Source organism: Streptomyces sp. NBC_00631, assembly GCF_045206895.1.
GTDB lineage: Bacteria > Actinomycetota > Actinomycetes > Streptomycetales > Streptomycetaceae > Streptomyces.
Genome location: NZ_CP107734.1, coordinates 7,703,796 through 7,730,487 on the forward strand (window position 1 = coordinate 7,703,796; position 26,692 = coordinate 7,730,487).

Below are 26,692 nucleotides of genomic sequence, written 5' to 3' on the forward strand. Positions count from 1 at the left end.
TTGTGAGCGCAGCGGCACCGCGCGACCGCGACGCGTGGCGATACCACCGGATTCCTCTGCCGAAACGTTATGAACACCGGAGCCGACCGTGTCAAAGGCCACAGCCGGCTCCGGTTTCCATACGACAACTGCCGTACATCATGACTGATTTGGGTACCGCGCCGCGGCTACCGCAGACGCGCCATGAGGGCGTGCTCCACCAGCGTGATCAGCGCGCTCTTCGCGTCGGCACGGTGCCGGGCGTCGGTCGTGATGATCGGCGCGTCCGGTCCGATCTGGAGTGCCTCGCGTACCTCTTCGGGAGTGTAGGGCTGGTGCCCGTCGAAGCCGTTGAGCGCGATGACGAACGGCAGACCGCTGTTCTCGAAGTAGTCCACCGCCGGGAAGCAGTCGGCGAGCCGCCGGGTGTCCACGAGCACGACAGCGCCGATGGCGCCGCGTACCAGGTCGTCCCACATGAACCAGAAGCGGTCCTGGCCGGGCGTGCCGAACAGGTACAGGATCAGGTCCTGGTCGAGCGTGATACGGCCGAAGTCCATGGCCACCGTGGTGGTGGTCTTGTCCCCGGTGTGCGTCAGGTCGTCGATGCCCGCCGAGGCGGACGTCATCACGGCCTCCGTGCGCAGCGGGTTGATCTCGGAGACCGCTCCCACGAACGTGGTCTTGCCGACGCCGAAGCCGCCCGCCACCACGATCTTCGCGGAGGTGGTGGCCCGGCCTCCGTCAGAGCTTGCGAAGTCCACTGAGCACCCTTTCGAGCAGCGTCACGTCCGGTGCGCCGCCGTTGTTCTCGTCGCCGCCCGGCTGGTGGATGGCGACCAGGCCGGCCTCGGCGAGGTCGGCCACCAGGATCCGGGCCACACCGAGCGGCATGGCCAGCAGCGCCGAGACCTCGGCCACCGACTTCACCTCGCGGCACAGGTGGCAGATGCGCTGGTGCTCCGGGAGCAGCCCCATGAGCGCTGCCGGGTCGGCCGTGGTGCTGATCAGCGCCTCGATGGCGAGCTGGTAGCGCGGCCGGGTCCGGCCGCCGGTCATCGCGTAAGGACGTACCAGCGGCTGGTCGCCCTCGTCCCCGTACGGCTCCGCGTACGGATCATGAGAGGCGGTGGGCGGGGTCATCGTTCCTCCGGGCGGGACAGCAAGTCGGTCGGGCTAGCCGTCGGACGTGGCCGGTGGGGGGATTGTGGCGGCCGGACGGTGATTTGGTGAGGCGGGTTGGATCCGGGCGGTCAGTGGAGCAGACTGCCTTGCAGTTCGGCGCGCAGGTCTGGGGTGAGGACCGCGCCCGCGCGGTCGACCAGGAGCGCCATCTCGTAGCCGACGAGGCCGATGTCGCACTCCGGGTGGGCCAGCACGGCGAGGGACGAGCCGTCGGAGATGGACATCAGGAAGAGAAAGCCGCGTTCCATCTCGACGACCGTCTGCGCCACGTCGCCGCCCTCGAAGATCCGGGAGGCCCCGGCCGTCAGCGAGGTGAGTCCGGACGCGACGGCCGCCAGCTGGTCGGCACGGTCACGTGGGAAGCCTTCGGACATCGCCAGAAGGAGACCGTCGGCGGACACGACGACGGTGTGGGACACCCCTGGGGTGTTGTCCACGAAGTTGGTGATCAACCAGTTGAGGTTCTGTGCCGCCTGGCTCATCGGACTCAACTAACGCTCCTGCTGGTGAGTGGGGCTCGGGAAAGTGCCGGTCTGCGGGCCGGTGCCGGCCTGTCGACCCTGTGCGATACCCCGACGGAGATTGGTCAGCCGGCCGCGGACGTCGTCAGGCGAACGCGAGACCTGCGGACCTGTGTGGTGCTGTTGCTGCTGAGCCGTGCCCGGAACGAGGTTCGCCCGGGGCACCCGGCGCGGCAGACCGGAAGTGGTGACGCCGCCCGCCGCCGGCTGCCGTACGCGCTCCGCCTGCCGGACGAGGTCGTCGTTCGGGGAGGTGCGCCAGGAAGCCTGGGCGGGACGCTGGGGGGCCGCGGCGGCGGGCGCCGGCGGCTGGGTGGGCACCGGCGGGACCGGCGGAATCGCCGCTCCGTTGCCGTTGCTCTGCGGGCGCTGCTGCTCCTGCTGGCCGCCGTGGAACCAGTTGGTCTCCAGCGTGTCGTACAGCGGAGTGCGACCGTCACCGGGGCCGGTGGCCGGCGGCAGCGCCTCCGGCTCCTGGCGGACCGGCGGGACCGGCGGACGCTGTGGCGCACCGAAGTCGACGCCGCGGCCGTTGGTCCCCGGACGCTCGAACTGGCCCGTGTTGTGAAGTCCGTTGCCGTTCTGGCCGTTGGCCGGGTAGCCGTTCTGGCGACCGGGCAGGGAGTGCTGCCCGGTGGCGCCGCCGTCGAAGGGCGGGGCGGCGAACTGGCCGGTGGAGCCGTTGTCGTAGGCCTGGGGAGCGGCGAACTGCCCGGTGTTCTGGGAGCCGTTCTGCGGGCCGGCCGGCGTCCCGAAGACATCCGAGCGCACGAACTGGCCGGAGTCCTGCTGGCCGTTGACGTTCGGGCGCGGGAACGAGCCGGTGTCCTGCGGGCCGGTGGTGCCGGGACGCGGGAACGAACCGGTGTTCTGCGTGCCGTTCGGCGCGTTGAAGTCGGGGCGCGGGAACTCGCCGGTCGACGGGGCCTGCGGGATCGCCGGCATCTGCGAGGTGGCGCCGTAGTCCTGCCGGTCGTCGATGCGGGGCATCGGCGCGGTGTGGGTCGGGTCCTGCTCGTCGTGGCCGCGCGGGGTGTCCAGCGAGGCACGGGAGAGCGGTGGCTGGGCGTTGTCGTCGCTCCAGCTGGGCCGGCCCGCCGGCGGGTTGCCGCCGGGCAGCTCGGCCCGCGGACCGCCGCGCGGCGGCAGCTGGGGCTGACGGCCCTGGTCGGAGGAGTTCGCGGAGCGCTGCGGCGGGACCGGGGCGCGGTTGCCGAAGGCGTCAGGACCGCCGAAGGGGTCCTGCGGGTTGCCGAACGCGTCCTGGTTGCCGAAGGCACCGGCACCCGGGTTCGGCCGGCCCTGCGAGCCGCGGCCACCGCCCTGTGCACCGGGACGGCCGCCGTTCGGGCCCGCGCCGGGCAGCGCCGCCCGGGGACCCTGGCCGGCGCCGACCTGGCCGCGCGGACCCGCACCGGCACCGAGCAGCCCGCCACCGGAGGGAGCACCCGGACCGAGGGCACCACCGCGGCCGCCGGCCGCGCCGGCACCGCCGCCGAGCGCCGGGGCGGGGGCACCCGCGCCGAGCGGACCGGGGGCGCCGCCCTGGCCGTTGCCACGACGGGCGGCGGCCGCACCGGCCGCGGCCTGCGCGGAGGCCGGACCGCCGGACGGCGCCGGGGCGCCGGGCTTGCCGGGAGCGGGCTTCTTGCCGCCCTGGGCCACGTCGACGGGGAGCATGACCAGCGCGGTCGTACCACCGGAGTCGGAGGGGCGCAGCTGGATGCGGATGCCGTGCCGCTGGGACAGCCGGCCGACCACGAACAGACCCATGCGGCGGGAGACGGAGACGTCCACGGTGGGCGGCGAGGCGAGCCGCTCGTTGATCGCGGCGAGGTCCTCGGGGGAGAGGCCGATACCGGTGTCGTGGATCTCGATCAGCACCCGCCCGTCGGGCAGGGCGTGACCGGTGACCTTGACCTTGGTCTGCGGCGAGGAGAACGAGGTGGCGTTCTCAAGGAGCTCGGCGAGCAGGTGCACGAGGTCGTTGACCACGCGGCCGGCCACTTCGGTGGTCGGCACGGCGGCCAGTTCGATGCGCTCGTACTGCTCCACCTCGGAGGCGGCGGCGCGGAGCACGTCGACCAGCGGGACCGGGCGGGTCCAGCGGCGGCCGGGCTCCTCACCGGCGAGGACGAGGAGGTTCTCACCGTTACGGCGCATACGCGTCGCGAGGTGGTCGAGCTTGAAGAGGGACGACAGCTGGTCCGGGTCGGCCTCGCGGGACTCCAGCTCGGAGATGAGCGAGAGCTGACGCTGGATGAGGCCCTGGGAGCGCCGCGAGAGGTTGGTGAACATCGCGTTGACGTTGCCCCGCAGCAGGGCCTGCTCGGCGGCGAGGCGGACCGCCTCGCGGTGCACGTCGTCGAAGGCCGCGGCCACCTGGCCGATCTCGTCCCGGGAGTGCACACCGACCGACTCCACGGACGTGTCGACGTCCTGCGGGTCGGACTCGGACAGCTGCTTGACCAGCTCGGGCAGGCGGTCCTGGGCGACCTTGGTGGCGGTCTCCTGGAGGCGGCGCAGCGAGCGGATCATGGACCGGGCCACGATGAAGGCACCGACCAGCGAGACACCGAGGACGAGCAGGATCAGCGCACCGGAGATGATCGCCGACTGCTCGGAGGAGGCGCGCAGCTCGCGCGCCTTCTGCTCCATGTCCTCAAGCAGGGTGTGCTCGATCTTCTCCATCTGGTCGATCTTGGTCGAGCTGTCGTCGACCCAGTCGAGGTACGACCGCCTGCTGAGCTCGTTCAGACCGTTCTCGGCGCCGAGCGCACGCTTGGCGTAGGTGTCCGCGGCCTCGATCGTCGGGTTGTTCCCGTCGATCGGGCTGAGCAGGTCGGCCGCGTTGCCGGCGTAGATCTTCCGGAAGATCGTCAGCTCGGAGGTCTCGCTCTCCTGGGCCGACTCGCCGTACAGACGGTCGTTCTCGGAGAGGTCACCGGCGCTCGTGCCGTTGGCCGGCAGGGCCGCGGCGATGACGGCGCGCTGCACCGACGCGTACTCCTTGGCGGTGGAGAACGCCGCCAGGGCGCGGGTGCGCTGGATCATCTCCGGGTTGCTGGAGGCCTGCGCCATGTCCTGCGAGAGGTCGATCAGCTGGGTGATCAGCCGGTGGTAGGCCTCGACCGTCTGGGTCGAGTTCTCCTTCTGCTGATAGGCGTCCTTGCGGATCTTCGCCAGGTCGTCCAGCTGGCCGGCCAGGCCGACGAGGCTGTCGCGGACGCCCTGGAGCTGACCGTTCTTGCTCGCGGTGTCGATTTCCTCGGAGGCGTTGAGGAAGTTGTCGCGGGCGCGGTCGGTCTTGTCCTCGTAGCCCTTGACCGCGACGCTCGTGGGCGACGCGCCGTGCGCCAGCGGACCGGCCGTCTCGTCGCGCTCGTTCTGGAGCGCGGCGGCCAGCTCGGTCGCCTGCTTGGTCATGTCCGTCAGCAGCTTCATGTTGTCGAGCTGCTGGATGTCGTCGAGCGACTGGTTGATGCGCACCGCGCCCAGCGTCGTCGCCGCCACCACGGGGAGCGCGAGCAGCGACACCAGGCGCGTGGAGATACGCCAGTTGCGCAGGGCCAGGCGCGAGCCGGGGTTGGACGGGCCCTTCGCGGGCTTGATCGCCGGAGTCGGCGGAGCGGCGGCCGGCTGGGGGCCCGAAGACGCCGACACGGCGGGGCGCCCGGAGCGCTCACCGCCGTCACCCACACCACCGGCCGGAGCCGGGCCCGGATTCTGGGCGTGCTGGGGCGAGGAACCGCGGTCGGTCCCGCCGTGCGCCTCCGGCTCCGCCGGAGCGCTGCCATCCCTCTTGAAACGTCCCTGCACTAGCGTCGCAACCTCTGGACCAGGCGCCCTTCCGGTAACGGAAGGACACGGTGTCGGCGTTGTACGGGGAGCGCCCTGAATGCGCCCCCTGGTGGTCGTGAGTGTGACCGGCGCTGGCTCCCCCTGTCTCACCGCCACTCGGCGCTTTCGCGCCCCCTGCGCGCCGGCTCGATCCTGCGGCGGTCCGTGGAATTCCAGCACAGTGCCGGATCTCCAACAAGGGCCGTGGACCGAGCTGTGACCTCTGTGACAGCGTGTGAGTGACACGTTACGAGATGTGGAAGCCGATCGCGTACATACCGGACGTATCCCTGTCAGTTGCTGGCGCGTGGACCGTGTCCCAGTCGCCATGATCAGGAGCGGAATGACAGCTTCAGTTCGTCAATGTCCGTTTCGTTGCGGTGAGTTGTGGGCCCGAAATGACCGCTTTGCCCATGCCCCCGTGAGCAAACTCACATGCTGATGCAGGGCTCTTGGCGGCTTCGGCCGGGAATTCGATGTTTAGCCTGGCGCTTTACAAGAGGGAAGTCTCTGCCAACCCACACATGACGGGGTCCACTGCAACCGTGAAGACGACGATGATGTTCCACAACATAGCCAACCCCCGCCGCACCACCCTCGCCCACCTCAAGGACGCCGAGGAACTGCAGATCCCCGAGCTGCCCGAGCACTCCCTGGATCTCCCCTCCCAGACCGCCAACCCCCGGCGCACGATCCTCATGGAGATCCCCGTCGGGACCTCGGTCGCGGAGTAGTACGGGACCCGGCCGGCGATCACTCATCCACCCGTTGACCGGGTTATTCCGCGGCGGCCACCCCTCACCGCGTTAGCCTGGAGCGTCAGACTCCAGCCGGCTCAGTGAGGGGCGCCAGGATCCCGTGCGCATCGCCAGGTTCTCCATCGACGGGAACGTCGCCTTCGGCGCCGTCGAGGGCGACAAGCAGGACGAACTCGTCCTCGACATCATCAAGGGCATTCCGTTCGCGGACTTCGAGCTCTCCGGTACGAAGGTCCCGCTGAGCAAGGTCCGGCTGCTCCCGCCGGTGCTTCCCAACAAGGTCGTCGCCTACGGCCGCAACTACGCGGAGCACGCGAAGGAGCTGGGCAACGAGGTCCCGGACGCCCCCTTCGCCTTCTTCAAGCCGTCCACCTCGGTGATCGGCCCCGGCGACGACATCCAGTACCCGTCCTTCTCCCAGGACCTCCACCACGAGGCCGAACTGGCCGTGGTCATCGGCCGCATGTGCCGCGAGGTCCCGCGCGAGCGGGTCGCGGACGTGATCCTCGGCTACACCTGCGCCAACGACGTCACCGCCCGCGACGTCCAGAAGCGCGAGAAGCAGTGGGCCCGGGCCAAGGGCTTCGACACCTCCTGCCCGCTCGGCCCCTGGGTGGAGACGGACCTGGACCTCGCGACCGCGTCCGACCTGACGATCCAGCTCACGGTCGACGGCGAACAGCGCCAGCTCGGCCGAACGAGCGAGATGATCCACTCCATCGCGGACCTGATCGTCAACATCACCGAGGCCATGACGCTGCTCCCCGGCGACGTCATCCTCACCGGCACCCCGGCAGGGGTCGGCCCCCTCCACGTCGGCGACGAGGTCGCCGTCACCATCGAAGGCATCGGCACTCTCACCAACAAGGTTGTCAAGCGTGGCTAGCGCACCCGGCACTCCCGTTCGCGTACGTTTCTGTCCTTCCCCCACCGGTAACCCCCACGTGGGCCTGGTCCGCACCGCCTTGTTCAACTGGGCGTTCGCCCGGCACCACCAGGGCACCCTGGTCTTCCGCATCGAGGACACCGACGCGGCCCGCGACTCGGAGGAGTCGTACAACCAGCTGCTCGACGCGATGCGCTGGCTGGGCTTCGACTGGGACGAGGGCCCCGAGGTCGGCGGCCCGCACGCGCCGTACCGCCAGTCGCAGCGCATGGACATCTACGCCGACGTCGCCGCCAAGCTGCTGGACGCCGGCCACGCCTACCACTGCTACTGCTCCCAGGAGGAGCTGGACAGCCGCCGCGAGGCCGCCCGCGCCGCCGGCAGGCCGTCCGGTTACGACGGCCACTGCCGCGACCTCACCGCCGAGCAGGTGGCGGAGTACAAGGCCCAGGGCCGTACGCCGATCGTGCGCTTCCGGATGCCCGACGAGACGATCACCTTCACCGACCTGGTCCGCGGCGAGCTGACCTTCACCCCGGAGAACGTCCCGGACTACGGCATCGTCCGGGCCAACGGCGCCCCGCTGTACACGCTGGTCAACCCGGTCGACGACGCCCTGATGGAGATCACCCACGTCCTGCGCGGCGAGGACCTGCTCTCCTCCACCCCGCGCCAGGTCGCCCTCTACAAGGCGCTGACCGAGCTCGGCATCGCGAAGCAGATCCCGGCCTTCGGTCACCTCCCCTACGTCATGGGCGAGGGCAACAAGAAGCTGTCGAAGCGCGACCCGCAGGCGTCCCTGAACCTCTACCGCGAGCAGGGCTTCCTGCCCGAGGGCCTGCTCAACTACCTCTCCCTGCTGGGCTGGTCGCTCTCCGCCGACCAGGACATCTTCACGGTCCAGGAGATGGTCGCGGCCTTCGACATCTCCGACGTGAACCCCAACCCGGCCCGCTTCGACCTGAAGAAGTGCGAGGCGATCAACGCCGACCACATCCGGCTGCTGGACGTGAAGGACTTCACGGAGCGCTGCGCCCCCTGGCTGAAGGCTCCCTTCGCCCCCTGGGCCCCGGAGGACTTCGACGAGGCCAAGTGGCAGGCGATCGCCCCGCACGCGCAGACCCGTCTGAAGGTCCTCTCGGAGATCACCGAGAACGTCGACTTCCTGTTCCTGGCGGAGCCGGTCGCGGACGAGGCGTCCTGGACCAAGGCGATGAAGGAGGGCAGCGACGCCCTTCTGGCCACGGCCCGGGAGCGGCTGGAGTCGGCCGACTGGACCTCCCCCGAGTCCCTGAAGGAGGCCGTCCTGGCCGCCGGCGAGGCCCACGGCCTCAAGCTCGGCAAGGCCCAGGCCCCGGTCCGGGTGGCCGTCACCGGCCGCACGGTCGGCCTGCCGCTCTTCGAGTCGCTGGAGGTCCTGGGCAAGGAGAAGACCCTGGCGAGGATCGACGCGGCGCTGGCGAAGCTGGCGGCGTGACGCCGGGACATGCGTGAGGGGCGGCACCCGGATCGGGTGCCGCCCCTCACGCGTCGGCATCAGACCGCATCGGCCTCGTCGACCAGGTACGCGAACTCGTCGAAGACCTCCAGGACGACGACGACCATGCGGGGACCCGCGACCACGTACTCCAGCATCATGCCGGGAGTCACATAGGCCCGGCGCAGATTCTCGGCCGGGCCCAGCGGGGCGGTCGCGTTCTTCCGGAACGGGTCACGCGCGAGTACCCGCACGGCCCTGTCCAGCTGCGCCCGCCGCTCCTCGGGCAGGTTGTCGTACGTCGCACGCGCTTCGACGGTGAACTGGACGCGGTACTCGGTCATGCCCCTCAGCATGACAGCCCGCGCTACTGTCGCAGCCATGAGCATTCGCGCCGTGGTCTGGGACGTCGACGACACCCTCTTCGACTACACCACCGCCGACCGCGAGGGCATGCGGGCGCATCTGGCGGCGGAGGGGCTGCTCGCCGGCTGGGGGAGCGCGGAGGCGGCGCTGGTGCGGTGGCGGGAGATCACCGACCAGCAGTGGGCGCGGTTCTCGGCGGGCGAGGTCTCCTTCGAGGGCCAGCGCCGCGACCGGGTGCGGGTGTTCCTGGAGGCGCGGCTGACCGACGCCGAGGCCGACGACTGGTTCCGCCGGTACCGGACGCACTACGAGGCCGTCTGGGCCCTCTTCCCGGACGTCCTGCCCGCCCTGGACGCCCTCGCGGCCGGCTACCGGCACGCCGTGCTCTCCAACTCCAGCCTGCACGTCCAGGACCACAAGCTGCGCACGCTCGGCGTCCACGACCGGTTCGAGGCCGTGCTCTGCGCCGCCGAACTGGGCGTCTCCAAGCCCGCTGCCGCCGCCTTCCTGGCGGTCTGCGAGGCCCTGGAACTCGCGCCGCACCAGGTCGCGTACGTCGGGGACCACCCGGAGATCGACGGGCGCGGCGCCGCCGACGCCGGACTGCTGTCGGTGTGGATCGACCGCTACGGACTCTCCGCGGGCCCGGCCACCAGGGCCGACCCATCCCTCGGCCCGCACCGGATCGCCTCCCTCGCCGAACTGCCCGCGATCCTCCGCGCCGATACCCGTTTTGGAGCCCCGTCCACCTTCAGGTAATGTTCTTCCTGCGCCGCCGGGGAGCGGGCCGAAAGGCCGGAACCGGAGGCGCGAAAACTAGAACAAGATCCCCTCAGGGGCTTGCGTTCCAGTGGCCTATGGTGTAATTGGCAGCACGACTGATTCTGGTTCAGTTAGTCTTGGTTCGAGTCCAGGTAGGCCAGCTCGCAGAGCTCATCTGCAAAGCCCCCGTTGTGTAGCGGCCTAGCACGCTGCCCTCTCAAGGCAGTAGCGCCGGTTCGAATCCGGTCGGGGGTACGGAGATCTTCCACGGATGATCGCTAGGGCCCCCGTTGTGTAGCGGCCTAGCACGCCGCCCTCTCAAGGCGGTAGCGCCGGTTCGAATCCGGTCGGGGGTACGAACTGGTCTAAACCATCATTGGTCTATGGTGTAATTGGCAGCACGACTGATTCTGGTTCAGTTAGTCTTGGTTCGAGTCCAGGTAGACCAGCTCGGACCTGCGGAAACGCAGTGTCCACGCCCCCGTTGTGTAGCGGCCTAGCACGCCGCCCTCTCAAGGCGGTAGCGCCGGTTCGAATCCGGTCGGGGGTACGTTCGAAAGGCCCTCCGCTTCGGCGGAGGGCCTTTCTCGTGGCGTACGGCGCCCTACTCGAAGCCGTAGCGCCGGGCCGACTCCTCCTCCTGGGCCAGTCGGTGCAGTGCCTGGAGCATCGGCTCCACCAGCACCGCGCTGGCCACCGCGGCCTCCACCTTCTCCTCCTCCGAGGGATGCGTCTCCAGGAAGTCCAGGTCGGCGATTGCCGCCTGGTGCATCAACTTCGCGTGGGTCACGAGGAGTTCCGCGTCCCAGTCGTAGCCGAGCCGGCGGAACGCGGCCAACGCCACCACCAACTGGCGGTACGCGGGGGAGATGGTCGTCAGCTGACTGGCGTTCTCCCAGCCGAGGACGTCCAGCAGGGCGTGGGCCTCCCGGTGCGCGGCCCGCACGTACTCGTCGTCCTCGTCCGGCTCCGGCAGCTGCGGCAGCGCCCACAGGGCGGCGCCCACCCGGATCGTGCGGCCCAGCGAGTCGTCGTCGACGTGTCCGAGCACCTCGCGGACCGTCGCCACGGGGATCCGGCCCACCTGGATCATCGCCCGCACCAGCCGCAGCCGCCGCAGGTGCTCCTCGCCGTACTCCGCGGTCGTGGCGTTGACCTGGCGGCCCGGCGGCAACAGCCCCTCGCGCAGGTAGTACTTGATCGTCGCGGCGGACACCCCGCTGCGCTCGCTCAACCGGGCAAGCCGCATGTCTTGCGCGCCTCCTTGGTAAGTGCCACTATCCAAGCATCGACAGAAGGATAGTGACGCTATCTGATGAGGGGGACGGTCATGTTCGCGAAGCCGGTACCGGGCCGTACGACCGCGGCGGCCGAGGGTGATGTGGTGGTGCTGCTCATCGGCATGCGGATCAACCACTTCTGGGCGGTGCACCAGTGGTTCCCGGTCATGCGGTCGATGTTCCGCATGCTGGGGGAGCTTGCGCGGGACCCTGCCCGTGGACTGCTGGGGCGCATCCTGCTGACGGCCTCACCGCGGACGTACTACGTCGTCCAGTACTGGGAGTCCAAGGAGAAGCTGTACGCGTACGCGAGTTCGCCGGACATGCTCCACCACGGGATGTGGAGCATCGTGAACCGCAAGGAGCGGGCGGGGAAGCTGCGGCAGCACGTGGGCCTGTGGCACGAGACGTACGTCGCGCCCGAGGGCTCGTACGAGTCGATCTACTTCGACATGCCGGAGTTCGGCCTGGGCGCGGCGAGCGGAGTGGTACCGGTGGAGCGCCGGGGGCGCTACGCGAAGGACCGGTTCGCCCATCGATCTGCGTGAGTGAGCGCCCCGTCAGGGGGCGCGGGGCTGTGTTTGATATGCGGCTACCGCCGCGTGGGCGCGACAGGCCACGACGGCGTGGCGGACGGCTGGCGGCCTGTGGGGGCACATTCCTCGCCGTGGCTTCGCGCGGTGGGAGGGTTGGGAGGATGCGGGTCGCGTGTGGCTGATCGCGCAGTTGCCCGCGCCCCTTACGGGGCGTTTCGCTCCCGTCGGGAAAGGCCTGCCGCGGCGTTGAGGCCGGCCTCTCCTCGGCGGGAGCTCTGTTTGTCAGCCCGTGCGGCGCAGGGCCTCGGAGAGGCGGGCGGCGGCGTCGATGACCGCCTGGGCGTGCATGCGGCCGGGGTGGCGGGTCAGGCGCTCGATGGGGCCGGAGACGGAGACGGCGGCGACCACGCGGTTGGAGGGCCCCCGTACCGGCGCCGACACCGACGCGACGCCCGGCTCGCGCTCCCCGATGGACTGGGCCCAGCCGCGGCGGCGGACGCCCGAGAGGGCCGTCGCCGTGAAGCGGGCGCCCTGGAGACCGCGGTGCAGCCGCTCCGGCTCCTCCCAGGCCATCAGGATCTGTGCCGAGGAGCCGGCCTTCATCGTGAGGGTGGAGCCGACCGGGACCGTGTCCCGCAGGCCGGACAGGCGTTCCGCGGCGGCCACGCAGATGCGCATGTCGCCCTGGCGGCGATAGAGCTGCGCGCTCTCTCCGGTGATGTCACGGAGATGCGTGAGCACCGGGCCGGCCGTCGCCAGCAGGCGGTCCTCTCCGGCCGCCGCGGCCAGTTCCGCGAGTCGCGGACCGAGAATGAAACGGCCCTGCATGTCGCGTGCCACCATGCGGTGGTGTTCCAGAGCCACGGCCAGTCGGTGGGCCGTGGGTCGTGCCAGTCCGGTGGCCCCGACCAGACCCGCGAGGGTGGCCGGACCGGACTCCAGAGCGCTGAGGACAAGGGCCGCCTTGTCCAGAACGCCGACGCCGCTACTGTTGTCCATGAAACGATACTCACGTCTCACTCTGTGAAACGCAAGTTCAATTTTCCGTGGAACGCGCCACCCTGGAATCACACAGTGGCCCGCAGACCAACGGGCCCGGCGGCGGACGCCCGGAACCACGACTTCAGGGGCCCGGTACACGGGCAGCCGCTTCCTCAAGATCTCTAGTTGGGCCGGTGCACGTCTGCCGGCCGGAGGGAAAGCGATGGGTAGGACACTCGCGGAGAAGGTCTGGGACGACCACGTCGTCCGGCGCGCCGAGGGCGAGCCCGACCTCCTCTTCATCGATCTGCACCTGCTGCACGAGGTGACCAGCCCGCAGGCCTTCGACGGGCTGCGCCAGAACGGCCGCCAGGTGCGCCGCCTCGACCTCACCATCGCGACCGAGGACCACAACACCCCGACCCTCGACATCGACAAGCCCATCGCGGACCCCGTGTCCCGCGCCCAGCTGGAGACGCTGCGCAAGAACTGCGCCGAATTCGGGGTGCGCCTGCACCCGCTGGGCGACGTCGAGCAGGGTGTCGTGCACGTCGTCGGCCCGCAGCTGGGCCTGACGCAGCCGGGCACGACGGTCGTCTGCGGTGACTCGCACACCTCCACGCACGGCGCCTTCGGCGCGCTGGCGTTCGGCATCGGCACCTCCCAGGTGGAGCACGTGCTGGCCACCCAGACGCTGCCGCTGGCCCGCCCGAAGACCATGGCCATCACGGTCGACGGCGAGCTGCCCGAGGGCGTCACCGCCAAGGACCTGATCCTGGCGATCATCGCCAAGATCGGCACGGGTGGCGGCCAGGGCTACATCCTGGAGTACCGCGGCTCCGCCATCGAGAAGCTCTCGATGGAGGCCCGCATGACCATCTGCAACATGTCGATCGAGGCCGGCGCCCGCGCGGGCATGATCGCCCCCGACGAGACCACCTTCGCGTACCTGAAGGGCCGCGCCCACGCCCCCGAGGGCGAGGACTGGGACGCGGCGGTGGCGTACTGGAAGACGCTGCGCACCGACGACGACGCGGTCTTCGACGCCGAGGTGCACATCGACGCCGCCGCGCTGTCGCCGTTCGTCACCTGGGGCACCAACCCCGGCCAGGGCGCGCCGCTTTCGGCGGACGTCCCCGACCCGGCTTCGTACGAAGACGCTTCGGAGCGCCTCGCCGCCGAAAAGGCCCTGGAGTACATGGGGTTGGAGGCCGGCCAGCCGCTGCGCTCCATCAACGTGGACACCGTCTTCGTAGGCTCGTGCACCAACGGCCGCATCGAGGACCTGCGCGCCGCCGCCGACATCCTCAAGGACCGCAAAGTCGCCGACGGCGTACGGATGCTGGTCGTCCCCGGCTCCGCGCGGGTCGGTCTGCAGGCAGTCTCCGAGGGCCTGGACGTGGTCTTCAAGGAGGCCGGCGCCGAATGGCGGCACGCGGGCTGCTCGATGTGCCTCGGCATGAACCCCGACCAGCTGGCCCCCGGTGAGCGCTCCGCGTCCACCTCCAACCGCAACTTCGAGGGCCGGCAGGGCAAGGGCGGCCGCACCCACCTGGTGTCGCCGCAGGTCGCGGCCGCAACCGCCGTCCTGGGCCACCTGGCCTCCCCGGCCGACCTGTCCGACGCTCGTACGCCCGCTGGAGTCTGATCAGCCATGGAAGCATTCACCACGCACACCGGCCGGGCCGTCCCGCTGCGCCGCTCCAACGTCGACACCGACCAGATCATCCCTGCTCACTGGCTCAAGAAGGTGACCCGGGACGGCTTCGAGGACGGTCTGTTCGAGGCCTGGCGCAAGGACGAGAACTTCATCCTCAACCGCCCCGAGCGGCAGGGTGCCACCGTCCTGGTGGCCGGCCCCGACTTCGGCACCGGCTCCTCCCGTGAGCACGCGGTCTGGGCGCTGCAGAACTACGGCTTCAAGACCGTGATCTCCTCCCGCTTCGCCGACATCTTCCGGGGCAACTCGCTGAAGAACGGCCTGCTCACGGTGGTCCTGGACCAGAAGATCGTGGAGGCGCTGCAGGAGCTCTCCGAGAACGACCCCGAGGTCGAGATCACCGTCGACCTGGAGAACCGCGAGGTGCGCGCCGAGGGCGTCACCGCCTCCTTCGAGCTGGACGAGAACTCCCGCTGGCGGCTGCTGAACGGCCTGGACGACATCTCCATCACCCTCCGGGACGAGGCGGACATCGCCGCGTACGAGGCCAAGCGGCCGTCGTACAAGCCGAGGACGCTGCAGGTCTGAGCCGGAGCCCGCTTCGGGCGTGAACCGCCACATCTGAATACGGCTGGTTTCAGCCACCGCAACACTCCGCCTGTACCCCCGATCGCCACGATTGGGGGTACAGCCATGTCTGCACCCGAACGGGCGCTCGCGTTGTCGCAGGTCTTGCCAACTTCCCACGTTAGGGCGGATGTTGTCGGGGTAAGTGAGTGCTGTGTCCGTGGCTTCCGCAAGTGCTCGGAAGGCCATTTGAGGCGGCAGTTGCACCCTGCGCAGGCGACAACTCGCCCCAGATGGCACAATCTGTGCATGGAACACGACGGCCAACTCCAGCTCTATGCGGCGGTCGCGGGCCAACTCAAGGAAGCGCACACAAAAGTGCGCGCACTGCAAGTCCCGGAGGGCGTACGGATGGCGCTGACCCGGAAGCTGCTGGTCATTACGGCCGCGGCCAAACACGACGTCGTCGACGCGGCAAGGCGGCTCGAACGGTTCAACGAGGACCTCGACGCGGGGCGAATCCCCGAAGAGGACCGCTGACCGGACCGTACGAGCAGGCCGAATCCGTTGCGGCACGAGGGTGATAAGCCCGTTTCGTGTTTGATTTGCGGTATATATCTGCCTAACGTGCGAAAAAGCTTGAACACATTCGTTCTGGCGATGTCTCCGAAGGGGAAGACGTGAACAAGGCGCAGCTCGTAGAAGCGATTGCCGACAAGATGGGCGGCCGCCAGCAGGCCGCCGATGCTGTCGACCATGTCCTGGACGCCATCGTCCGCGCGGTCGTCGCGGGTGAGCGGGTCTCGGTCACCGGCTTCGGGTCCTTCGAGAAGGTGGACCGCCCCGCCCGCTACGCCCGTAACCCCCAGACGGGCGAGCGGGTTCGGGTCAAGAAGACCTCCGTGCCGCGCTTCCGTGCCGGCCAGGGCTTCAAGGATCTGGTGAGCGGCTCCAAGAAGCTCCCGCGCGGCGGCGAGGTCTCGGTCAAGAAGGCGCCCAAGGGCAGCCTGACCGGCGCCGCTTCGGCGACGGTCAAGAAGGCCGCGGCGAAGAAGACCACCGCCAGGAAGACGACGGGGGCGGCGAAGAAGACCACGGCCGCCGCGAAGAAGACGACGACGGCGAAGAAGACCACGGCAGCCGCCGCGAAGAAGACCACGGCCAAGAAGACGACGGGGGCGGCGAAGAAGACCACGGCCACGGCGAAGAAGACGGCCGCGAAGAAGGCGCCGGCCAAGAAGGTCACCGCCAAGAAGGCGCCGGCCAAGAAGTCGACGGCTCGCAAGGCCACGGCGAAGAAGACGACGGCCGCTCGCTGAGGGCGGGGCGCCGGGATACTCACGCGACGGGCCGGATTCCCTGGGGGAGTCCGGCCCGCGGTGTGTTCAGGAGTGCTTTGCGTTTGGGGTGCGACTGGGTGGGGGCTGGTCGCGCCCACGCGGCGGAGCCGCATATCGAATACAGCCCCGCGCCCCTGGTTGGTTACGCCTCAGAACGTCTGCAACGTGACCAGAGTGACGCGGAGGTCGGCTCCGGTCCCCTCCGTTTCAACGCGCACCCGCTGCCCCGGCCTGAGCAGCCGCAGGCCGCCCGCCTCGAAGGCCGCTGCGTCGAACGCCACGGGCGTTCCGTCGTCGAGCAGTACCTGACCGCTGCGGGTCTCGGGGTCGTACGTGTATGCGGTCGCCTGCATGAGCGCAGCCTACTGGTCCGGGATCAGCAGGCGGGCCGCCACTGTGGCGGTGCGGGGGCCCACACCCAGGGCCAGGGCCGCTCGCAGGTCCGCGCCGGTGTCCACGTCCTGGCGTACCGAGTCCACGCCCACCAGCCGGAGTTCCGCGGCGCCCGACGCGGCGTGCCGGGCGCGGGAATCCAGCCCGAATGCGGGCGCCAATTCATGGCCGGGGGCAGCTGCCAACAGGGTGGTGCCGATTGCCGCCGCGTCCGGGAGAAAAGCGCGCGGGAATTCCGCGGCCGCGTCGAGGACTCGGGCCAATTCCAGTGGGCGGACGGCCGGGAGGTCGGCGTTCAGGGCCGCCACGGGGCTTTCCGGACGCGACGCCCGGACGGCCGCCGCCCCGTGCCGCAGCGCCGCGTTCAGGCCGCTTCCCGGGGTGTCCGGGACGATGCGCGCGCCCAGCGCCGACAGTTCGCGCCCGGCAAGCGTGTCGTCCGTGACGACCGCCACATCCTTCACCGACTGGCAGGCCAGGGCAGCCGCCACCGTGTCCTGGGCGAAGGCGAGGGCCAGTGACGGACGCACAGCGTCCGCCGCGGTGTCCGCGAGCCTGCTCTTGGCGCGAGCAAGCGGCTTGAGCGGGATGACCAAGGTCCACTGCACAGTCGTACCGTCCCTCCCTTGTTGCCTCATTGTCACCCGGGCTCACGGGGTGGCCGTGACACCGAGGCGTACGGTGTTCTCGACAGGCCGGCGGGCCGGGGCCACACTTCTTCCCGATCCCAGGCCGGGAAGAAGTCCTAGAGGAAGGTGTCCGCGTGCCCCGCCGGAGAATCGGCTTCTGGTACCGCTTCGCTGCGGTGCTCTGCAAACCTCCGCTGGTGGTTCTGATCAAGCGGGACTGGCGCGGAATGGAGAACATTCCGGCCGAGGGCGGTTTTATCACCGCGGTGAACCACAATTCCCACATCGACCCCTTCGCCTACGCTCACTATCAGTACAACACCGGCCGTGTTCCGCGATTCCTCGCGAAGAGCGGCCTTTTCAAGAAGGGATTCGTCGGCGCCGCCATGCGGGGCACCGGCCAGATCCCGGTCTACCGCGAGTCCACCGACGCGCTCAGCGCCTTCCGGGCCGCGATCGACGCCGTGGAGCGCGGCGAGTGCGTCGCCTTCTACCCCGAGGGAACGATCACCCGCGACCCGGACCAGTGGCCCATGACCGCCAAGACCGGTGCCGCCCGCGTCGCGCTGCAGACCAAGTGCCCCGTGATCCCGGTCGCCCAGTGGGGTGCCAACGAACTGCTCCCGCCGTACGCCAAGAAGCTCGATCTGCTGCCCCGCAAGACGCACCACGTCCTCGCCGGCCCGCCGGTCGACCTCACCCGCTTCTACGGCAAGGAGATGACCCAGGACCTCCTCAAGGAGGCGACCGAGGTCATCATGGCGGCCATCACCCGCCAGCTTGAGGAGATCCGCGGCGAGAAGGCTCCCGAGACCCCCTACGATCCACGCCAGGTGCGGATCGAGCAGCGGCGCCGCACGCGTGCGCAGAGCGGTCTGGAAGAGGAGAGCGGCAAGTGAGCATGCCTGCCAAGGCGGCGGTCTTCAGCGCGGGTTCGTGGGGTACGGCCTTCGGGATGGTGCTCGCCGACGCGGGGTGCGAGGTCACCCTGTGGGCGCGGCGCGCGGAGGTGGCGGAGGCGATCAACTCCGGCCGTACCAACCCCGACTACCTGCCCGGCGTGGAACTCCCCGAGAACCTGCGGGCCACCACCGACCCCGCCGAGGCGGCCGCCGGTGCCGACTTCACCGTCCTGTCGGTGCCGTCCCAGACCATGCGGGCCAACCTCGCCGACTGGGCACCGCTGCTCGCGCCCCGCACGATCCTGGTGTCCCTGATGAAGGGCATCGAACTCGGCACCACCATGCGGATGAGCGAGGTCATCGCGGACGTCGCCAAGGTCGAGCCGACCCGTATCGCGGTGGTCACCGGACCCAACCTCGCCCGGGAGATCGCGGCCCGGATGCCGGCCGCCGCCGTGGTCGCCTGCACCGACGAGACGGTCGCCCAGCGGCTCCAGGCGGTCTGCCACACGCCGTACTTCCGGCCGTACACCGAGACCGACGTGATCGGGTGCGAGCTGGGCGGTGCGGTGAAGAACGTCATCGGCCTCGCCGTGGGCATCGCCGACGGCATGGGGCTCGGCGACAACGCCAAGGGCTCGCTCATCACGCGCGGTCTCGCGGAGACCGCGCGGCTCGGCAGCGCCCTGGGCGCCGACCCGCTGACCTTCTCGGGACTCGCCGGGCTCGGCGACCTGGTGGCCACCTGCTCCTCCCCGCTCTCCCGCAACCACACCTTCGGCACCAACCTCGGCAAGGGCATGACCCTGGAGGAGACCATCGCGGTCACCAAGCAGACCGCCGAGGGCGTCAAGTCCTGCGAGTCCGTGGCCGATCTGGCCCGCCGGCACGGCGTGGAGATGCCGATCACCGAGACGGTCGTGGACATCGTGCACGAGGGCAAGCCGCCGGTGGTCGCTCTCAAGGAGCTGATGTCGCGCAGCGCGAAGCCCGAACGACGCTGAGCCACGGCACGCGGCGGACGCTGTCTCGGGGCCCTACCACCGGGTACTCTCAACGCGATATGAGCACCGAGAACCTCCCCCAGAGCCCTGAGCAGCCCGCTCGCAAGCCGCGCGTGGCCGTCGTCTTCGGTGGCCGCAGCTCCGAGCACGGGATCTCCACGGTCACCGCCGGAGCCGTCCTGAACGCCATCGACCGGACGAAGTACGACGTCCTGCCGATCGGCATCACCCGGGAAGGCCGCTGGGTGCTCACGGCCGACGAACCCGAACGCATGGCGATCACCGAACGCCGTACCCCCGAGGTCGGCGACCTCGCCGAGTCCACCGAGGGCGGCGTGATCCTCCCCGTCGACCCCGCCAGCCGCGAGGTCGTCTACAGCGAGCCCGGCTCGGTGCCGAAGGCGCTCGGCGAGGTCGACGTGGTCTTCCCGGTGCTGCACGGCCCGTTCGGCGAGGACGGCACCCTCCAGGGCCTCCTGGAGCTGTCCGGTGTCCCGTACGTCGGCTCGGGCGTGCTCGCCTCGGCCGTCGGCCAGGACAAGGAGTACATGAAGCGGGTGTTCACCTCCTTCGGGCTCGCCGTCGGCCCGTACCTGGTGATCCGCCCCCGCGAGTGGCAGCAGCAGGAGTCCGCCGCCCGCAAGCGGATCGTCGACTTCGCCGGCGAGCACGGCTGGCCGCTGTTCGTGAAGCCCGCGCGCGCGGGCTCGTCGATCGGCATCACCAAGGTCGACGACCTCTCCGGCCTGGACGAGGCGATCGCCGAGGCCCAGTCCCACGACCCGAAGATCCTCATCGAGGCGGCCGTGCACGGCCGTGAGATCGAGGTCGGCGTCCTGGAGTTCGAGGACGGTCCGCGCGCCTCGGTCCCCGCAGAGATCCCGCCGCCGTCGGAGCACGCCTACTACGACTTCGAGGCCAAGTACATCGACTCCACCCCCGGCATCGTCCCGGCCCCCCTCACCCCCGAGGAGACCGCCGAGGTCCAGAAGCTCGCGGTGGACGCCTTCGAGGCCGCGTCCTGCGAGGGCCTGGTCCGCGCCGACTTCTTCCTCACGGAGACCGGCGACTTCGTCATCAACGAGATCAACACGATGCCCGGCTTCACCCCGATCTCGATGTACCCCCAGATGTGGCAGGCCACGGGCATCAGCTACCCGGACCTGATCGACCGCCTGATCCGGGCAGCCCTGAACCGTTCGACAGGGCTTCGCTAGTGATCGCCCCGAGCCGGAGCGCCCCGAAAGGGGCGCGGGGCTGTATTCGATATGCGGCTCCGCCGCGTGGGCGCGATGAGCCACAACGCACCGGCACCCGACACGCGACGGCTCCACGTACGGCGACTAGTCGGCAATCCCCTCCGGAATCGCCTTCTTGACGGCAGGCGCCAAGCTCACCAACGGTGCCATGCCATCGCCCGTCCGCTTTGCGGGGATCGTCACCTCGACATACGCCTTCCGCAACGTCGTCGTGAACCGAAACGATTTGTCGGCCCGCTGTTCCAACAGCCACCCCACCCCGTTCACCTCAACCCCGTCGGCTTCCGGGTCGGCCATCTTCGCGGGTCGCGAAACACCGCAGCGCAGTATGATCGCCGGGTCCCCCCAGCCCGCGGTCAGCGCGGACGAGGGCTCGGGGTCACGGCGCGTGAGTCCGTCGACCTTCTTCGGCAGCACCCCGTCGAGGCGACGGCACAGCTTCGCAACCGCCCCGCCCGGACTGGGAACCGCCGCCGACGGGGCGTCGTCTGCTGATGAGCAGCCCACTGCCGCGATCATCAGCGCGGCGAGCGCGGGCAGACCGGATGGCCGGTGACGGAAGATGTTCACCGGCCAAGGGTAGACGGGGGCTACAGATGGACGACCGGGCAGGTCAGGGTGCGCGTGATGCCGTCCACTTGCTGGACCTTCGCGACCACCATGCGACCCAGCTCATCGACTGTGTCGGCTTGCGCGCGCACGATGACGTCGTACGGTCCTGTCACATCCTCGGCCTGGATGACGCCGGGGATCTTGCTGATCGTCTCGGCGACGGTCGACGCTTTGCCGACCTCCGTCTGGATCAGGATGTACGCCTGTACCACGGAACCTCCAGGGCGGCCACGAGGATCATGTGGGGAAAAGGAACGCCACGGTATCGCGTCGCCGCTCACCGGGGCGAGACCTGCGCGGACAGGGGCTTGCGCGCCGGGGTGCAGGCAGGACAGATGTTGACGGTCACCTCGACCGTATCCAGGTCGACGGTGACGCGCGAGCGGGCACGGCAAGGCAGAGAAGGGGCGTAAGAGCAATGAAGGGCACTGTTGGTGAGCTCGGGGAGTTCGGGCTCATCAGGGAGCTCACCTCCCGTCTCACCACCACTCCGGCGGTCCGGGTCGGCCCCGGCGACGACGCCGCGGTGGTCGCCGCGCCCGACCGCCGGGTGGTGGCGAGCACCGACATCCTGCTGGAGGGCCGGCACTTCCGCCGCGACTGGTCCACGGCCTACGACGTGGGCCGCAAGGCGGCCGCGCAGAACCTCGCGGACATCGCCGCCATGGGCGCCGTGCCGACCGCCCTGCTGCTCGGCCTGGTGGTGCCGGCCGAACTCCCGGTGACCTGGCCCAGCGAGCTGATGGACGGCATCCGGGACGAGTGCCAGGTGGCCGGTGCCTCGGTCGTCGGCGGCGACGTGGTCCGCGGCGACACCATCATGGTGTCGATCACCGCGCTCGGCGATCTGCGCAACCAGGAACCGGTCACCCGGGCCGGTGCCCAGCCCGGTGACCTCATCGCCGTCACGGGCTGGCTGGGCTGGTCCGCGGCCGGCTACGCGGTGCTCTCCCGCGGCTTCCGCTCACCACGGGCGTTCGTGGAGGCGCACCGCCGCCCCGAGCCGCCGTACCACGCGGGCCCGGCCGCCGCCGCCCTCGGCGCGACCGCGATGTGCGACGTGAGCGACGGACTGATCGCCGACCTGGGGCACATCGCCGAGGCCAGCAAGGTGCGTATCGACATCCGCTCCGGCGCGATCGACATCCCCACCCAGATGAACGACATCGGCCAGGCCGTCGGCGTCGACCCCATCCAGTGGGTGCTGACCGGCGGCGAGGACCACGCGATCGTGGCCACCTTCCCGCCGGACGTGAAGCTTCCCGCCCGCTGGAAGGTCATCGGCGAGGTCCTCAACCCGTCCGCGCTGCCCCAGGTGACGGTCGACGGGGCGCCCTGGACGAGCAAGGGCGGCTGGGACCACTTCGGGGACATCGAGTCGTGAGCCTGCCGCGCGTGCTGACGGTCGCGGGCTCCGACTCCGGCGGCGGGGCCGGGATCCAGGCCGACCTGAAGACGATGCTCGCGCTGGGGGTGCACGGCATGAGCGTGCTGACAGCGGTGACCGCCCAGAACTCCGTGGGCGTGCAGGGCGCTTGGGAGCTGCCGGTGGCGGCCGTGCGGGCCCAGTACCGCAGCGTGGTCGACGACATCGGCGTCGACGCGGTGAAGACCGGAATGCTCGCCTCGGCCGAACTCGTGGAGACGGTCGCGGAGTTGCTCGCCGGTACCGGAGCACCCGTGGTCGTCGACCCGGTCGGAGTCTCCAAGCACGGCGACCCGCTCCTCGCCGCCTCCGCCCTGGACTCGGTCCGCACCAGGCTGCTGCCGCTGGCCACCGTCGCCACCCCGAACCTCGACGAGGTGGCCCAACTCACCGGCGTGCACGTCGAATCGGAGGCGGATCTGCGCAGGGCCGCGGCGGCCGTGCTGTCGTACGGGCCGAAGTGGGCGCTCATCAAGGGCGGTCATCTGCCGGGCGAAGCCGTCGACCTGCTCACGGACGGCAGGGACGAACTCCTGCTGCGCGCCCCGCGCCACGACAACCGGCACACCCACGGCACGGGCTGCACCCTCGCGTCCGCGATCGCGTCGCAGCTCGCGAAGGGGCAGTCCGTGCCGGAGGCGGTGACGGCCGCCAAGGAGTACGTCACCGGGGCGATCGCCGCGGGGTTCGCGCTCGGCGCCGGGATCGGGCCCGTGGACCACGGCTGGGCGCTCAGAAGGGATATTCCCTCAGCTTGATGTCGGTGGCCGCTTTCTCGGTCATCCTCTTGAAGAAGCGGGCCAGCGGCCGGGACGCGAGCACCCGGTACATGCGGTCCCGGCTGCGGATACGCCGTTCGGACGGCGGGGCGAAGAACGGGCCCGCGTTCCCGGAGATCTTCTGGCAGCCCTTGGCGAAGTCCCGGATCCGGGTCTCGTACTCGGCGAACGCGGTACGGAAGTCACCGCCCGCGAGCGCGAGTTCACCGGCGAGGACATACGACCCGACGACCGCCGTGCCGGTCCCCATCCCGCCCATGGTCGCCCCGTACCCGGCGTCCCCGAGCAGCGCCACGCGCCCCTTGACGAGCCGGTCGACGTGGATCTGGGCGATCGCGTCGAAGTACAGGTCGTCGGTCTCCTCCAGGGCCTTGAGGACGGTGGGCAGCTCCCAGCCCATCCCGGCGAAGCGCTCCATGAGGATCCGCTTGATCGCCGGGACGTCCCGGCGGTCGTACGACAGCTCCTGCGACCGGAAGACCAGCAGCGCGCCCGCGCGGTCCGGGTCGCCGTCGTAGTTGCCGACGACGATCCCGCGGCCCGGCTCGCTGTAGGCGCGGCCGGTGCGGTCCAGCCCCAGGTGGTTGGGGACGTCGAAGCCGGCCACGTAGTGGTCGAAGAAGCGCAGGTAGCGGGACTCGTCGCCGAAGACGAGCCGACGGGTGTTCGAGTGCAGCCCGTCGGCACCGACGACCAGGTCGAAGCGGCGCGGCGCGCCAATCTCGAAGGTGACGTCGACGCCGCCGGCGTCCTGTGCGAGAGAGGCGATCGAGTCGCCGAAGACGTACTCGACGTCGTCCTTGGCGCGCTCGTACATGATCTGTGCGAGGTCACCGCGGAAGATCTCCACGTCCCCGCTCATCAGTTCGGCGGGCAGGTCCACGCGCGGGTTGCCGTCGGCGTCGACCACGGTCTGGCGGCCCATGTGGGTCTGGCGGGCGTGGATCTCGTCCCAGATGCCCATGGAGGTCAGGACCGTACGGTGGACATGGCCGCGGAAGTCGACCGCGAAGCCGCCGCCGCGCAGGTCCGGGGCCTTCTCGACGACGGTGACGCGGGCCCCGAGCCGGGCGAGGTTGAGGGCGAGGGCGGGTCCGGCGGGCGGCTCGGCGCCGTACAGCCCGTCGGTCAGACGCCGGGTGGAGACCGGCCGTCCGGCGTCCAGGAGCAGGAGGGTGAGCAGGGCGCGGGGGCGGGGGCCGCCGGGATCGAGGGGGGTGCCGTCGTCGGTGCGTACGTCCAGGGGGCCGAGGATGCCGAAGCGCATGGGGTCAGCTTGTCAGGGCCTGGTCTGCCGGGGTTCGCGTTCTCCGGCACGGCAAAAAGCCGGCCCACCCTGAGGTGGACCGGCTCTGTGCAGCGAACCAGCGGTGGCCGCGCGCTCAGCGACAGTGCGTCAGCGCGAGACCTTGCCGGCCTTGATGCACGAGGTGCAGGCGTTCACGCGCTTCGGCGTCCCACCGACCACGGTACGCACACGCTGGATGTTCGGGTTCCAGCGGCGGGACGTACGGCGGTGCGAGTGCGAGATGTTGTTGCCGAAGCCCGGCCCCTTGCCGCAGACGTCGCAGTTGGCAGCCACGGGTCACTCCAAAGACTTCAGATGCACTTACGGTTGAATCCCGGCGTGCCGGGATCGAGATTCTGAGGATCAGAGATCTTGAGTGGCGTTGCCAGGGGAATGGCCCGATCGGATCGGGCAACCGGAGCAGCATACAACGGCTGCGTCCGTTAGACGAAACTAGCATGGCAGCTCAGGGCCCCGCCCCCGGCCCTCTTCCGGCGGACACCCTTCCGGGGTCTACGCTGCGTCCACGTTCGGCCGGCTGAAGGAGGCGCAGGTGGCGCAGGTGCCGCAGACATTCTTCGATGCTCTCGCGGTACGCACCTGGTGCGGACTGTCGCTCGGGGCGCTCGGGCGGGCGCGCGAGGAGATCGACGCGATCAATGTCTACCCGGTGGCCGACGGCGACACCGGCACCAACCTGTACATGACGGTGGAGTCGGCCGCGGGGGCCGTGCAGGCCGTCTTCGCCGGCTACGAGCTGGGCGAGGAGGTGCCGACCCTGGCCGACGCCGTCCGCGCGATGGCGCACGGCGCCCTCATAGGCGCGCGCGGCAACTCCGGCACGATCCTGGCGCAACTGCTGCGCGGCATGGCCCACGTCCTCACCGAGGGTGAGGCGACTCACATCGACGCCGAGGGGCTGCGGCTCGCCCTGCGGCACGCCGCCGACGCCGCCCGCCAGGCCGTCGCCCACCCCGTGGAGGGCACCGTGCTGTCGGTCGCCGCGGCCGCGGCGGACGCCGCCCAGGTGGCCGAGGGCGACTGCGGGGCGGTCGCGCGGGCCGCCTACGAGGGCGCGTGCAAGGCGCTCGCGGCGACTCCGCACCAACTGGCCGCACTGGAGCGTGCCGGGGTGGTGGACGCCGGCGGACGGGGTCTGGTCGCGGTGCTCGGGGCGCTGGTGGAGGCGTTCACGGGGGAGACGCCGACGGCGTTCGACCTGCACGCGTTCGTGGCGGGCCCGGTCGGGCACGCGCGCGTGGACGCCGTTTCCGACGCGCGGGCCGAGAGCCGCGCCGAACTCGCCGGCGGGCCCGCCTTCGAGGTCATCTACCTCCTGGAGGCCGGCGACGCCGCCGTGGACCGGCTGCGGACCCGGCTCGACGCCCTCGGCGACTCCCTGGTGGTGGTGGGCGGCGACGGTCTGTGGAACGTCCATGTGCACGTCGACGACGCCGGGGCCGCCGTGGAGGCCGGGGTGGAGGCCGGACGGCCGTACCGGATCCGGATCACGCACTTCGGCGCCGGGGACGTGCACACCGGCGGGGAACGGCCGCCGCGCGAGCGGGTGCAGCGGGCCGTGGTGGCCGTCGTGCCGGGGGAGGGGCTGGCCGGGCTGTACGCCGAGGCCGGCGCGACCACCGTGCTCGCGCGCCCCGGGGAGCCGCCCGCCAGCGGGGAGCTGGTGGACGCCGTACGGCGCGCCCACGCGCGCGAGGTGGTGCTGCTGCCCAACGACGCCGACCTGCGGCACACGGCGGCCGCGGCGGCCGAACACGTCCGTGCGGAGGGCATCCGGGTCGCCCTCATCCCGACCCGCTCCGCGGTCCAGGGCATCTCCGCGCTCGCGGTGCACCAGCCGGACCGCCGCTTCGACGAGGACGTCGTCCAGATGACCTCGGCGGCCGGCGCCACCCGCTACGCCGAGGTCGTGGTCGCGGAGCGGCAGTCCTGGACCATGGCCGGCATCTGCCAGGCCGGGGACGTGCTGGGCCTGATAGACGGCGACGTGGCGGTGATCGGCTCGGACGTGACGGCCACCGCCGAGACCGTCCTGGACCGCATGCTCCAGGCCGGCGGCGAGCTGGTCACCCTCGTCCTCGGCGACGAGGCGCCCGAGGGCGTCGCCGACCGCCTGGAGGCCCGCGTGCGCGAGGCGTACCTCGCCGTCGACACGGTGGTCTACCGGGGCGGCCGGCAGGGGGCTCCGCTCCTCATCGGCGTCGAGTGAGCCCCCCTTCTCCGCTCCTCTTCCACTCCGCC

28 protein-coding genes and 5 tRNA genes are annotated in these 26,692 nt (G+C 70.5%); 20 read left to right on the forward strand and 13 right to left on the reverse strand.

Features of this window, described 5'->3' with window-relative positions; genetic code table 11:
* Positions 1-167: 167 nt before the first annotated feature.
* The 4 genes from OHB00_RS35500 to OHB00_RS35515 form a co-directional block, all read right to left on the reverse strand.
* Entirely contained in the window at positions 168-743 is a 576-nt protein-coding gene (locus OHB00_RS35500) for an ATP/GTP-binding protein (protein ID WP_046729249.1), read from the reverse strand.
* Positions 724-1,122 carry a DUF742 domain-containing protein gene (locus tag OHB00_RS35505; RefSeq protein WP_019058642.1) on the reverse strand — a complete coding sequence of 133 codons (399 nt, stop codon included), beginning with the start codon at positions 1,120-1,122 and terminating at the stop codon, positions 724-726. The genes OHB00_RS35500 and OHB00_RS35505 overlap by 20 nt, the downstream gene beginning before the upstream one ends.
* Before the next feature lie 110 nt (positions 1,123-1,232).
* On the reverse strand, positions 1,233-1,646 hold the full coding sequence (locus OHB00_RS35510; RefSeq protein ID WP_121890767.1) for a roadblock/LC7 domain-containing protein: 414 nt from the start codon (positions 1,644-1,646) through the stop codon (positions 1,233-1,235).
* 9 nt (positions 1,647-1,655) lie between these two features.
* A complete protein-coding gene (locus tag OHB00_RS35515; protein WP_406440962.1) occupies positions 1,656-5,504 on the reverse strand; it encodes a nitrate- and nitrite sensing domain-containing protein in 3,849 nt (1,282 codons plus the stop codon).
* Positions 5,505-6,070: 566 nt separating this feature from the next.
* Here OHB00_RS35515 and OHB00_RS35520 point away from each other — a divergent pair.
* The 3 genes from OHB00_RS35520 (at position 6,071) to gltX (ending at position 8,646) form a co-directional block, all read left to right on the forward strand.
* The gene (locus tag OHB00_RS35520) at positions 6,071-6,259 is read left to right on the forward strand and encodes a hypothetical protein (protein WP_406440964.1); all 189 of its coding nucleotides are present in this window, start codon (positions 6,071-6,073) and stop codon (positions 6,257-6,259) included.
* Positions 6,260-6,383: 124 nt separating this feature from the next.
* Positions 6,384-7,169, forward strand: coding sequence for a fumarylacetoacetate hydrolase family protein (locus tag OHB00_RS35525; protein WP_406440966.1), 786 nt, complete (start codon positions 6,384-6,386; stop codon positions 7,167-7,169).
* Positions 7,162-8,646, forward strand: coding sequence for a glutamate--tRNA ligase (gene gltX, locus OHB00_RS35530; RefSeq protein ID WP_406440968.1), 1,485 nt, complete (start codon positions 7,162-7,164; stop codon positions 8,644-8,646). The genes OHB00_RS35525 and gltX overlap by 8 nt, the downstream gene beginning before the upstream one ends.
* Positions 8,647-8,705: 59 nt before the next feature.
* Here gltX and OHB00_RS35535 read toward each other — a convergent pair whose 3' ends face one another.
* Positions 8,706-8,990 (reverse strand): type II toxin-antitoxin system RelE/ParE family toxin, encoded by a 285-nt coding sequence (locus OHB00_RS35535; protein ID WP_406440970.1) that lies wholly within the window; start codon positions 8,988-8,990, stop codon positions 8,706-8,708.
* 37 nt (positions 8,991-9,027) lie between these two features.
* Between OHB00_RS35535 and OHB00_RS35540 the strand changes: the two genes are divergently transcribed.
* The 6 genes from OHB00_RS35540 to OHB00_RS35565 all read left to right on the forward strand — a co-directional run bounded on the left by OHB00_RS35540 (position 9,028) and on the right by OHB00_RS35565 (position 10,324).
* Positions 9,028-9,771 carry an HAD family hydrolase gene (locus OHB00_RS35540; RefSeq protein WP_406440972.1) on the forward strand — a complete coding sequence of 248 codons (744 nt, stop codon included), beginning with the start codon at positions 9,028-9,030 and terminating at the stop codon, positions 9,769-9,771.
* A 92-nt stretch (positions 9,772-9,863) separates the two neighbouring features.
* Positions 9,864-9,935 (forward strand) — tRNA-Gln (locus OHB00_RS35545).
* Between the two features lie 21 nt (positions 9,936-9,956).
* Positions 9,957-10,029, forward strand: a tRNA-Glu gene (locus tag OHB00_RS35550).
* 28 nt (positions 10,030-10,057) lie between these two features.
* Positions 10,058-10,130: transfer RNA gene (locus OHB00_RS35555), tRNA-Glu, on the forward strand.
* Between the two features lie 21 nt (positions 10,131-10,151).
* Positions 10,152-10,223, forward strand: a tRNA-Gln gene (locus OHB00_RS35560).
* A 28-nt stretch (positions 10,224-10,251) separates the two neighbouring features.
* A tRNA-Glu gene (locus tag OHB00_RS35565) sits at positions 10,252-10,324 on the forward strand.
* A gap of 54 nt (positions 10,325-10,378) precedes the next feature.
* Here OHB00_RS35565 and OHB00_RS35570 read toward each other — a convergent pair.
* Positions 10,379-11,023 (reverse strand): MerR family transcriptional regulator, encoded by a 645-nt coding sequence (locus tag OHB00_RS35570; protein WP_406440974.1) that lies wholly within the window; start codon positions 11,021-11,023, stop codon positions 10,379-10,381.
* Between the two features lie 81 nt (positions 11,024-11,104).
* Here OHB00_RS35570 and OHB00_RS35575 point away from each other — a divergent pair, with 81 nt between their 5' ends.
* On the forward strand, positions 11,105-11,602 hold the full coding sequence (locus OHB00_RS35575; protein WP_406440976.1) for a DUF4188 domain-containing protein: 498 nt from the start codon (positions 11,105-11,107) through the stop codon (positions 11,600-11,602).
* A gap of 270 nt (positions 11,603-11,872) precedes the next feature.
* Here OHB00_RS35575 and ndgR read toward each other — a convergent pair whose 3' ends face one another.
* Positions 11,873-12,589 (reverse strand): IclR family transcriptional regulator NdgR, encoded by a 717-nt coding sequence (gene ndgR / locus OHB00_RS35580; RefSeq protein WP_089098541.1) that lies wholly within the window; start codon positions 12,587-12,589, stop codon positions 11,873-11,875.
* Between the two features lie 205 nt (positions 12,590-12,794).
* On the opposite strand from ndgR, the gene leuC reads away from it, so the two are divergent.
* The 4 genes from leuC to OHB00_RS35600 all read left to right on the forward strand — a co-directional run bounded on the left by leuC (position 12,795) and on the right by OHB00_RS35600 (position 16,117).
* Entirely contained in the window at positions 12,795-14,219 is a 1,425-nt protein-coding gene (leuC, locus tag OHB00_RS35585) for a 3-isopropylmalate dehydratase large subunit (protein WP_406440978.1), read from the forward strand.
* A 6-nt stretch (positions 14,220-14,225) separates the two neighbouring features.
* On the forward strand, positions 14,226-14,819 hold the full coding sequence (gene leuD / locus OHB00_RS35590) for a 3-isopropylmalate dehydratase small subunit (protein WP_406440979.1): 594 nt from the start codon (positions 14,226-14,228) through the stop codon (positions 14,817-14,819).
* Between the two features lie 288 nt (positions 14,820-15,107).
* Positions 15,108-15,338, forward strand: a complete 231-nt coding sequence (locus OHB00_RS35595) for a hypothetical protein (RefSeq protein WP_406440981.1) — start codon at positions 15,108-15,110, stop codon at positions 15,336-15,338.
* Positions 15,339-15,478: 140 nt separating this feature from the next.
* The gene (locus OHB00_RS35600) at positions 15,479-16,117 is read left to right on the forward strand and encodes an HU family DNA-binding protein (RefSeq protein ID WP_406440983.1); all 639 of its coding nucleotides are present in this window, start codon (positions 15,479-15,481) and stop codon (positions 16,115-16,117) included.
* A 170-nt stretch (positions 16,118-16,287) separates the two neighbouring features.
* Here OHB00_RS35600 and OHB00_RS35605 read toward each other — a convergent pair whose 3' ends face one another.
* Both OHB00_RS35605 and cofC read right to left on the reverse strand, forming a co-directional pair.
* A complete protein-coding gene (locus tag OHB00_RS35605) occupies positions 16,288-16,491 on the reverse strand; it encodes a hypothetical protein (protein ID WP_406440985.1) in 204 nt (67 codons plus the stop codon).
* Positions 16,492-16,500: 9 nt separating this feature from the next.
* Positions 16,501-17,139: a 2-phospho-L-lactate guanylyltransferase gene (gene cofC / locus OHB00_RS35610; protein WP_406440987.1), complete on the reverse strand. Its 639-nt coding sequence runs from the start codon at positions 17,137-17,139 to the stop codon at positions 16,501-16,503.
* A gap of 155 nt (positions 17,140-17,294) precedes the next feature.
* On the opposite strand from cofC, the gene OHB00_RS35615 reads away from it, so the two are divergent.
* The 3 genes from OHB00_RS35615 to OHB00_RS35625 are packed head-to-tail and all read left to right on the forward strand — an operon-like array spanning position 17,295 to position 20,283.
* Positions 17,295-18,059, forward strand: a complete 765-nt coding sequence (locus OHB00_RS35615; RefSeq protein WP_406440989.1) for a lysophospholipid acyltransferase family protein — start codon at positions 17,295-17,297, stop codon at positions 18,057-18,059.
* Positions 18,056-19,066: an NAD(P)H-dependent glycerol-3-phosphate dehydrogenase gene (locus tag OHB00_RS35620; RefSeq protein ID WP_406440991.1), complete on the forward strand. Its 1,011-nt coding sequence runs from the start codon at positions 18,056-18,058 to the stop codon at positions 19,064-19,066. The genes OHB00_RS35615 and OHB00_RS35620 overlap by 4 nt, the downstream gene beginning before the upstream one ends.
* Before the next feature lie 59 nt (positions 19,067-19,125).
* Entirely contained in the window at positions 19,126-20,283 is a 1,158-nt protein-coding gene (locus OHB00_RS35625) for a D-alanine--D-alanine ligase family protein (protein WP_406440993.1), read from the forward strand.
* A 126-nt stretch (positions 20,284-20,409) separates the two neighbouring features.
* On the opposite strand, the gene OHB00_RS35630 is transcribed toward OHB00_RS35625, so the two are convergent.
* Both OHB00_RS35630 and OHB00_RS35635 read right to left on the reverse strand, forming a co-directional pair.
* Positions 20,410-20,895, reverse strand: coding sequence for a DUF3515 domain-containing protein (locus OHB00_RS35630; RefSeq protein ID WP_406440995.1), 486 nt, complete (start codon positions 20,893-20,895; stop codon positions 20,410-20,412).
* Positions 20,896-20,915: 20 nt separating this feature from the next.
* Positions 20,916-21,149, reverse strand: coding sequence for an Lrp/AsnC family transcriptional regulator (locus OHB00_RS35635; protein WP_028802415.1), 234 nt, complete (start codon positions 21,147-21,149; stop codon positions 20,916-20,918).
* A gap of 206 nt (positions 21,150-21,355) precedes the next feature.
* Here OHB00_RS35635 and OHB00_RS35640 point away from each other — a divergent pair, with 206 nt between their 5' ends.
* Positions 21,356-22,321 carry a thiamine-phosphate kinase gene (locus OHB00_RS35640; protein ID WP_093498874.1) on the forward strand — a complete coding sequence of 322 codons (966 nt, stop codon included), beginning with the start codon at positions 21,356-21,358 and terminating at the stop codon, positions 22,319-22,321.
* On the forward strand, positions 22,318-23,121 hold the full coding sequence (gene thiD, locus OHB00_RS35645; RefSeq protein ID WP_406440997.1) for a bifunctional hydroxymethylpyrimidine kinase/phosphomethylpyrimidine kinase: 804 nt from the start codon (positions 22,318-22,320) through the stop codon (positions 23,119-23,121). The genes OHB00_RS35640 and thiD overlap by 4 nt, the downstream gene beginning before the upstream one ends.
* On the opposite strand, the gene OHB00_RS35650 is transcribed toward thiD, so the two are convergent.
* Positions 23,096-24,409 (reverse strand): FAD-dependent monooxygenase, encoded by a 1,314-nt coding sequence (locus OHB00_RS35650; protein ID WP_406440999.1) that lies wholly within the window; start codon positions 24,407-24,409, stop codon positions 23,096-23,098. The two genes, thiD and OHB00_RS35650, sit on opposite strands and share 26 nt — an antisense overlap.
* Before the next feature lie 129 nt (positions 24,410-24,538).
* Positions 24,539-24,724, reverse strand: coding sequence for a 50S ribosomal protein L28 (rpmB, locus tag OHB00_RS35655; protein WP_003993230.1), 186 nt, complete (start codon positions 24,722-24,724; stop codon positions 24,539-24,541).
* 259 nt (positions 24,725-24,983) lie between these two features.
* On the opposite strand from rpmB, the gene OHB00_RS35660 reads away from it, so the two are divergent.
* A complete protein-coding gene (locus tag OHB00_RS35660) occupies positions 24,984-26,660 on the forward strand; it encodes a DAK2 domain-containing protein (RefSeq protein ID WP_406441001.1) in 1,677 nt (558 codons plus the stop codon).
* Positions 26,661-26,692 lie beyond the last annotated feature (32 nt).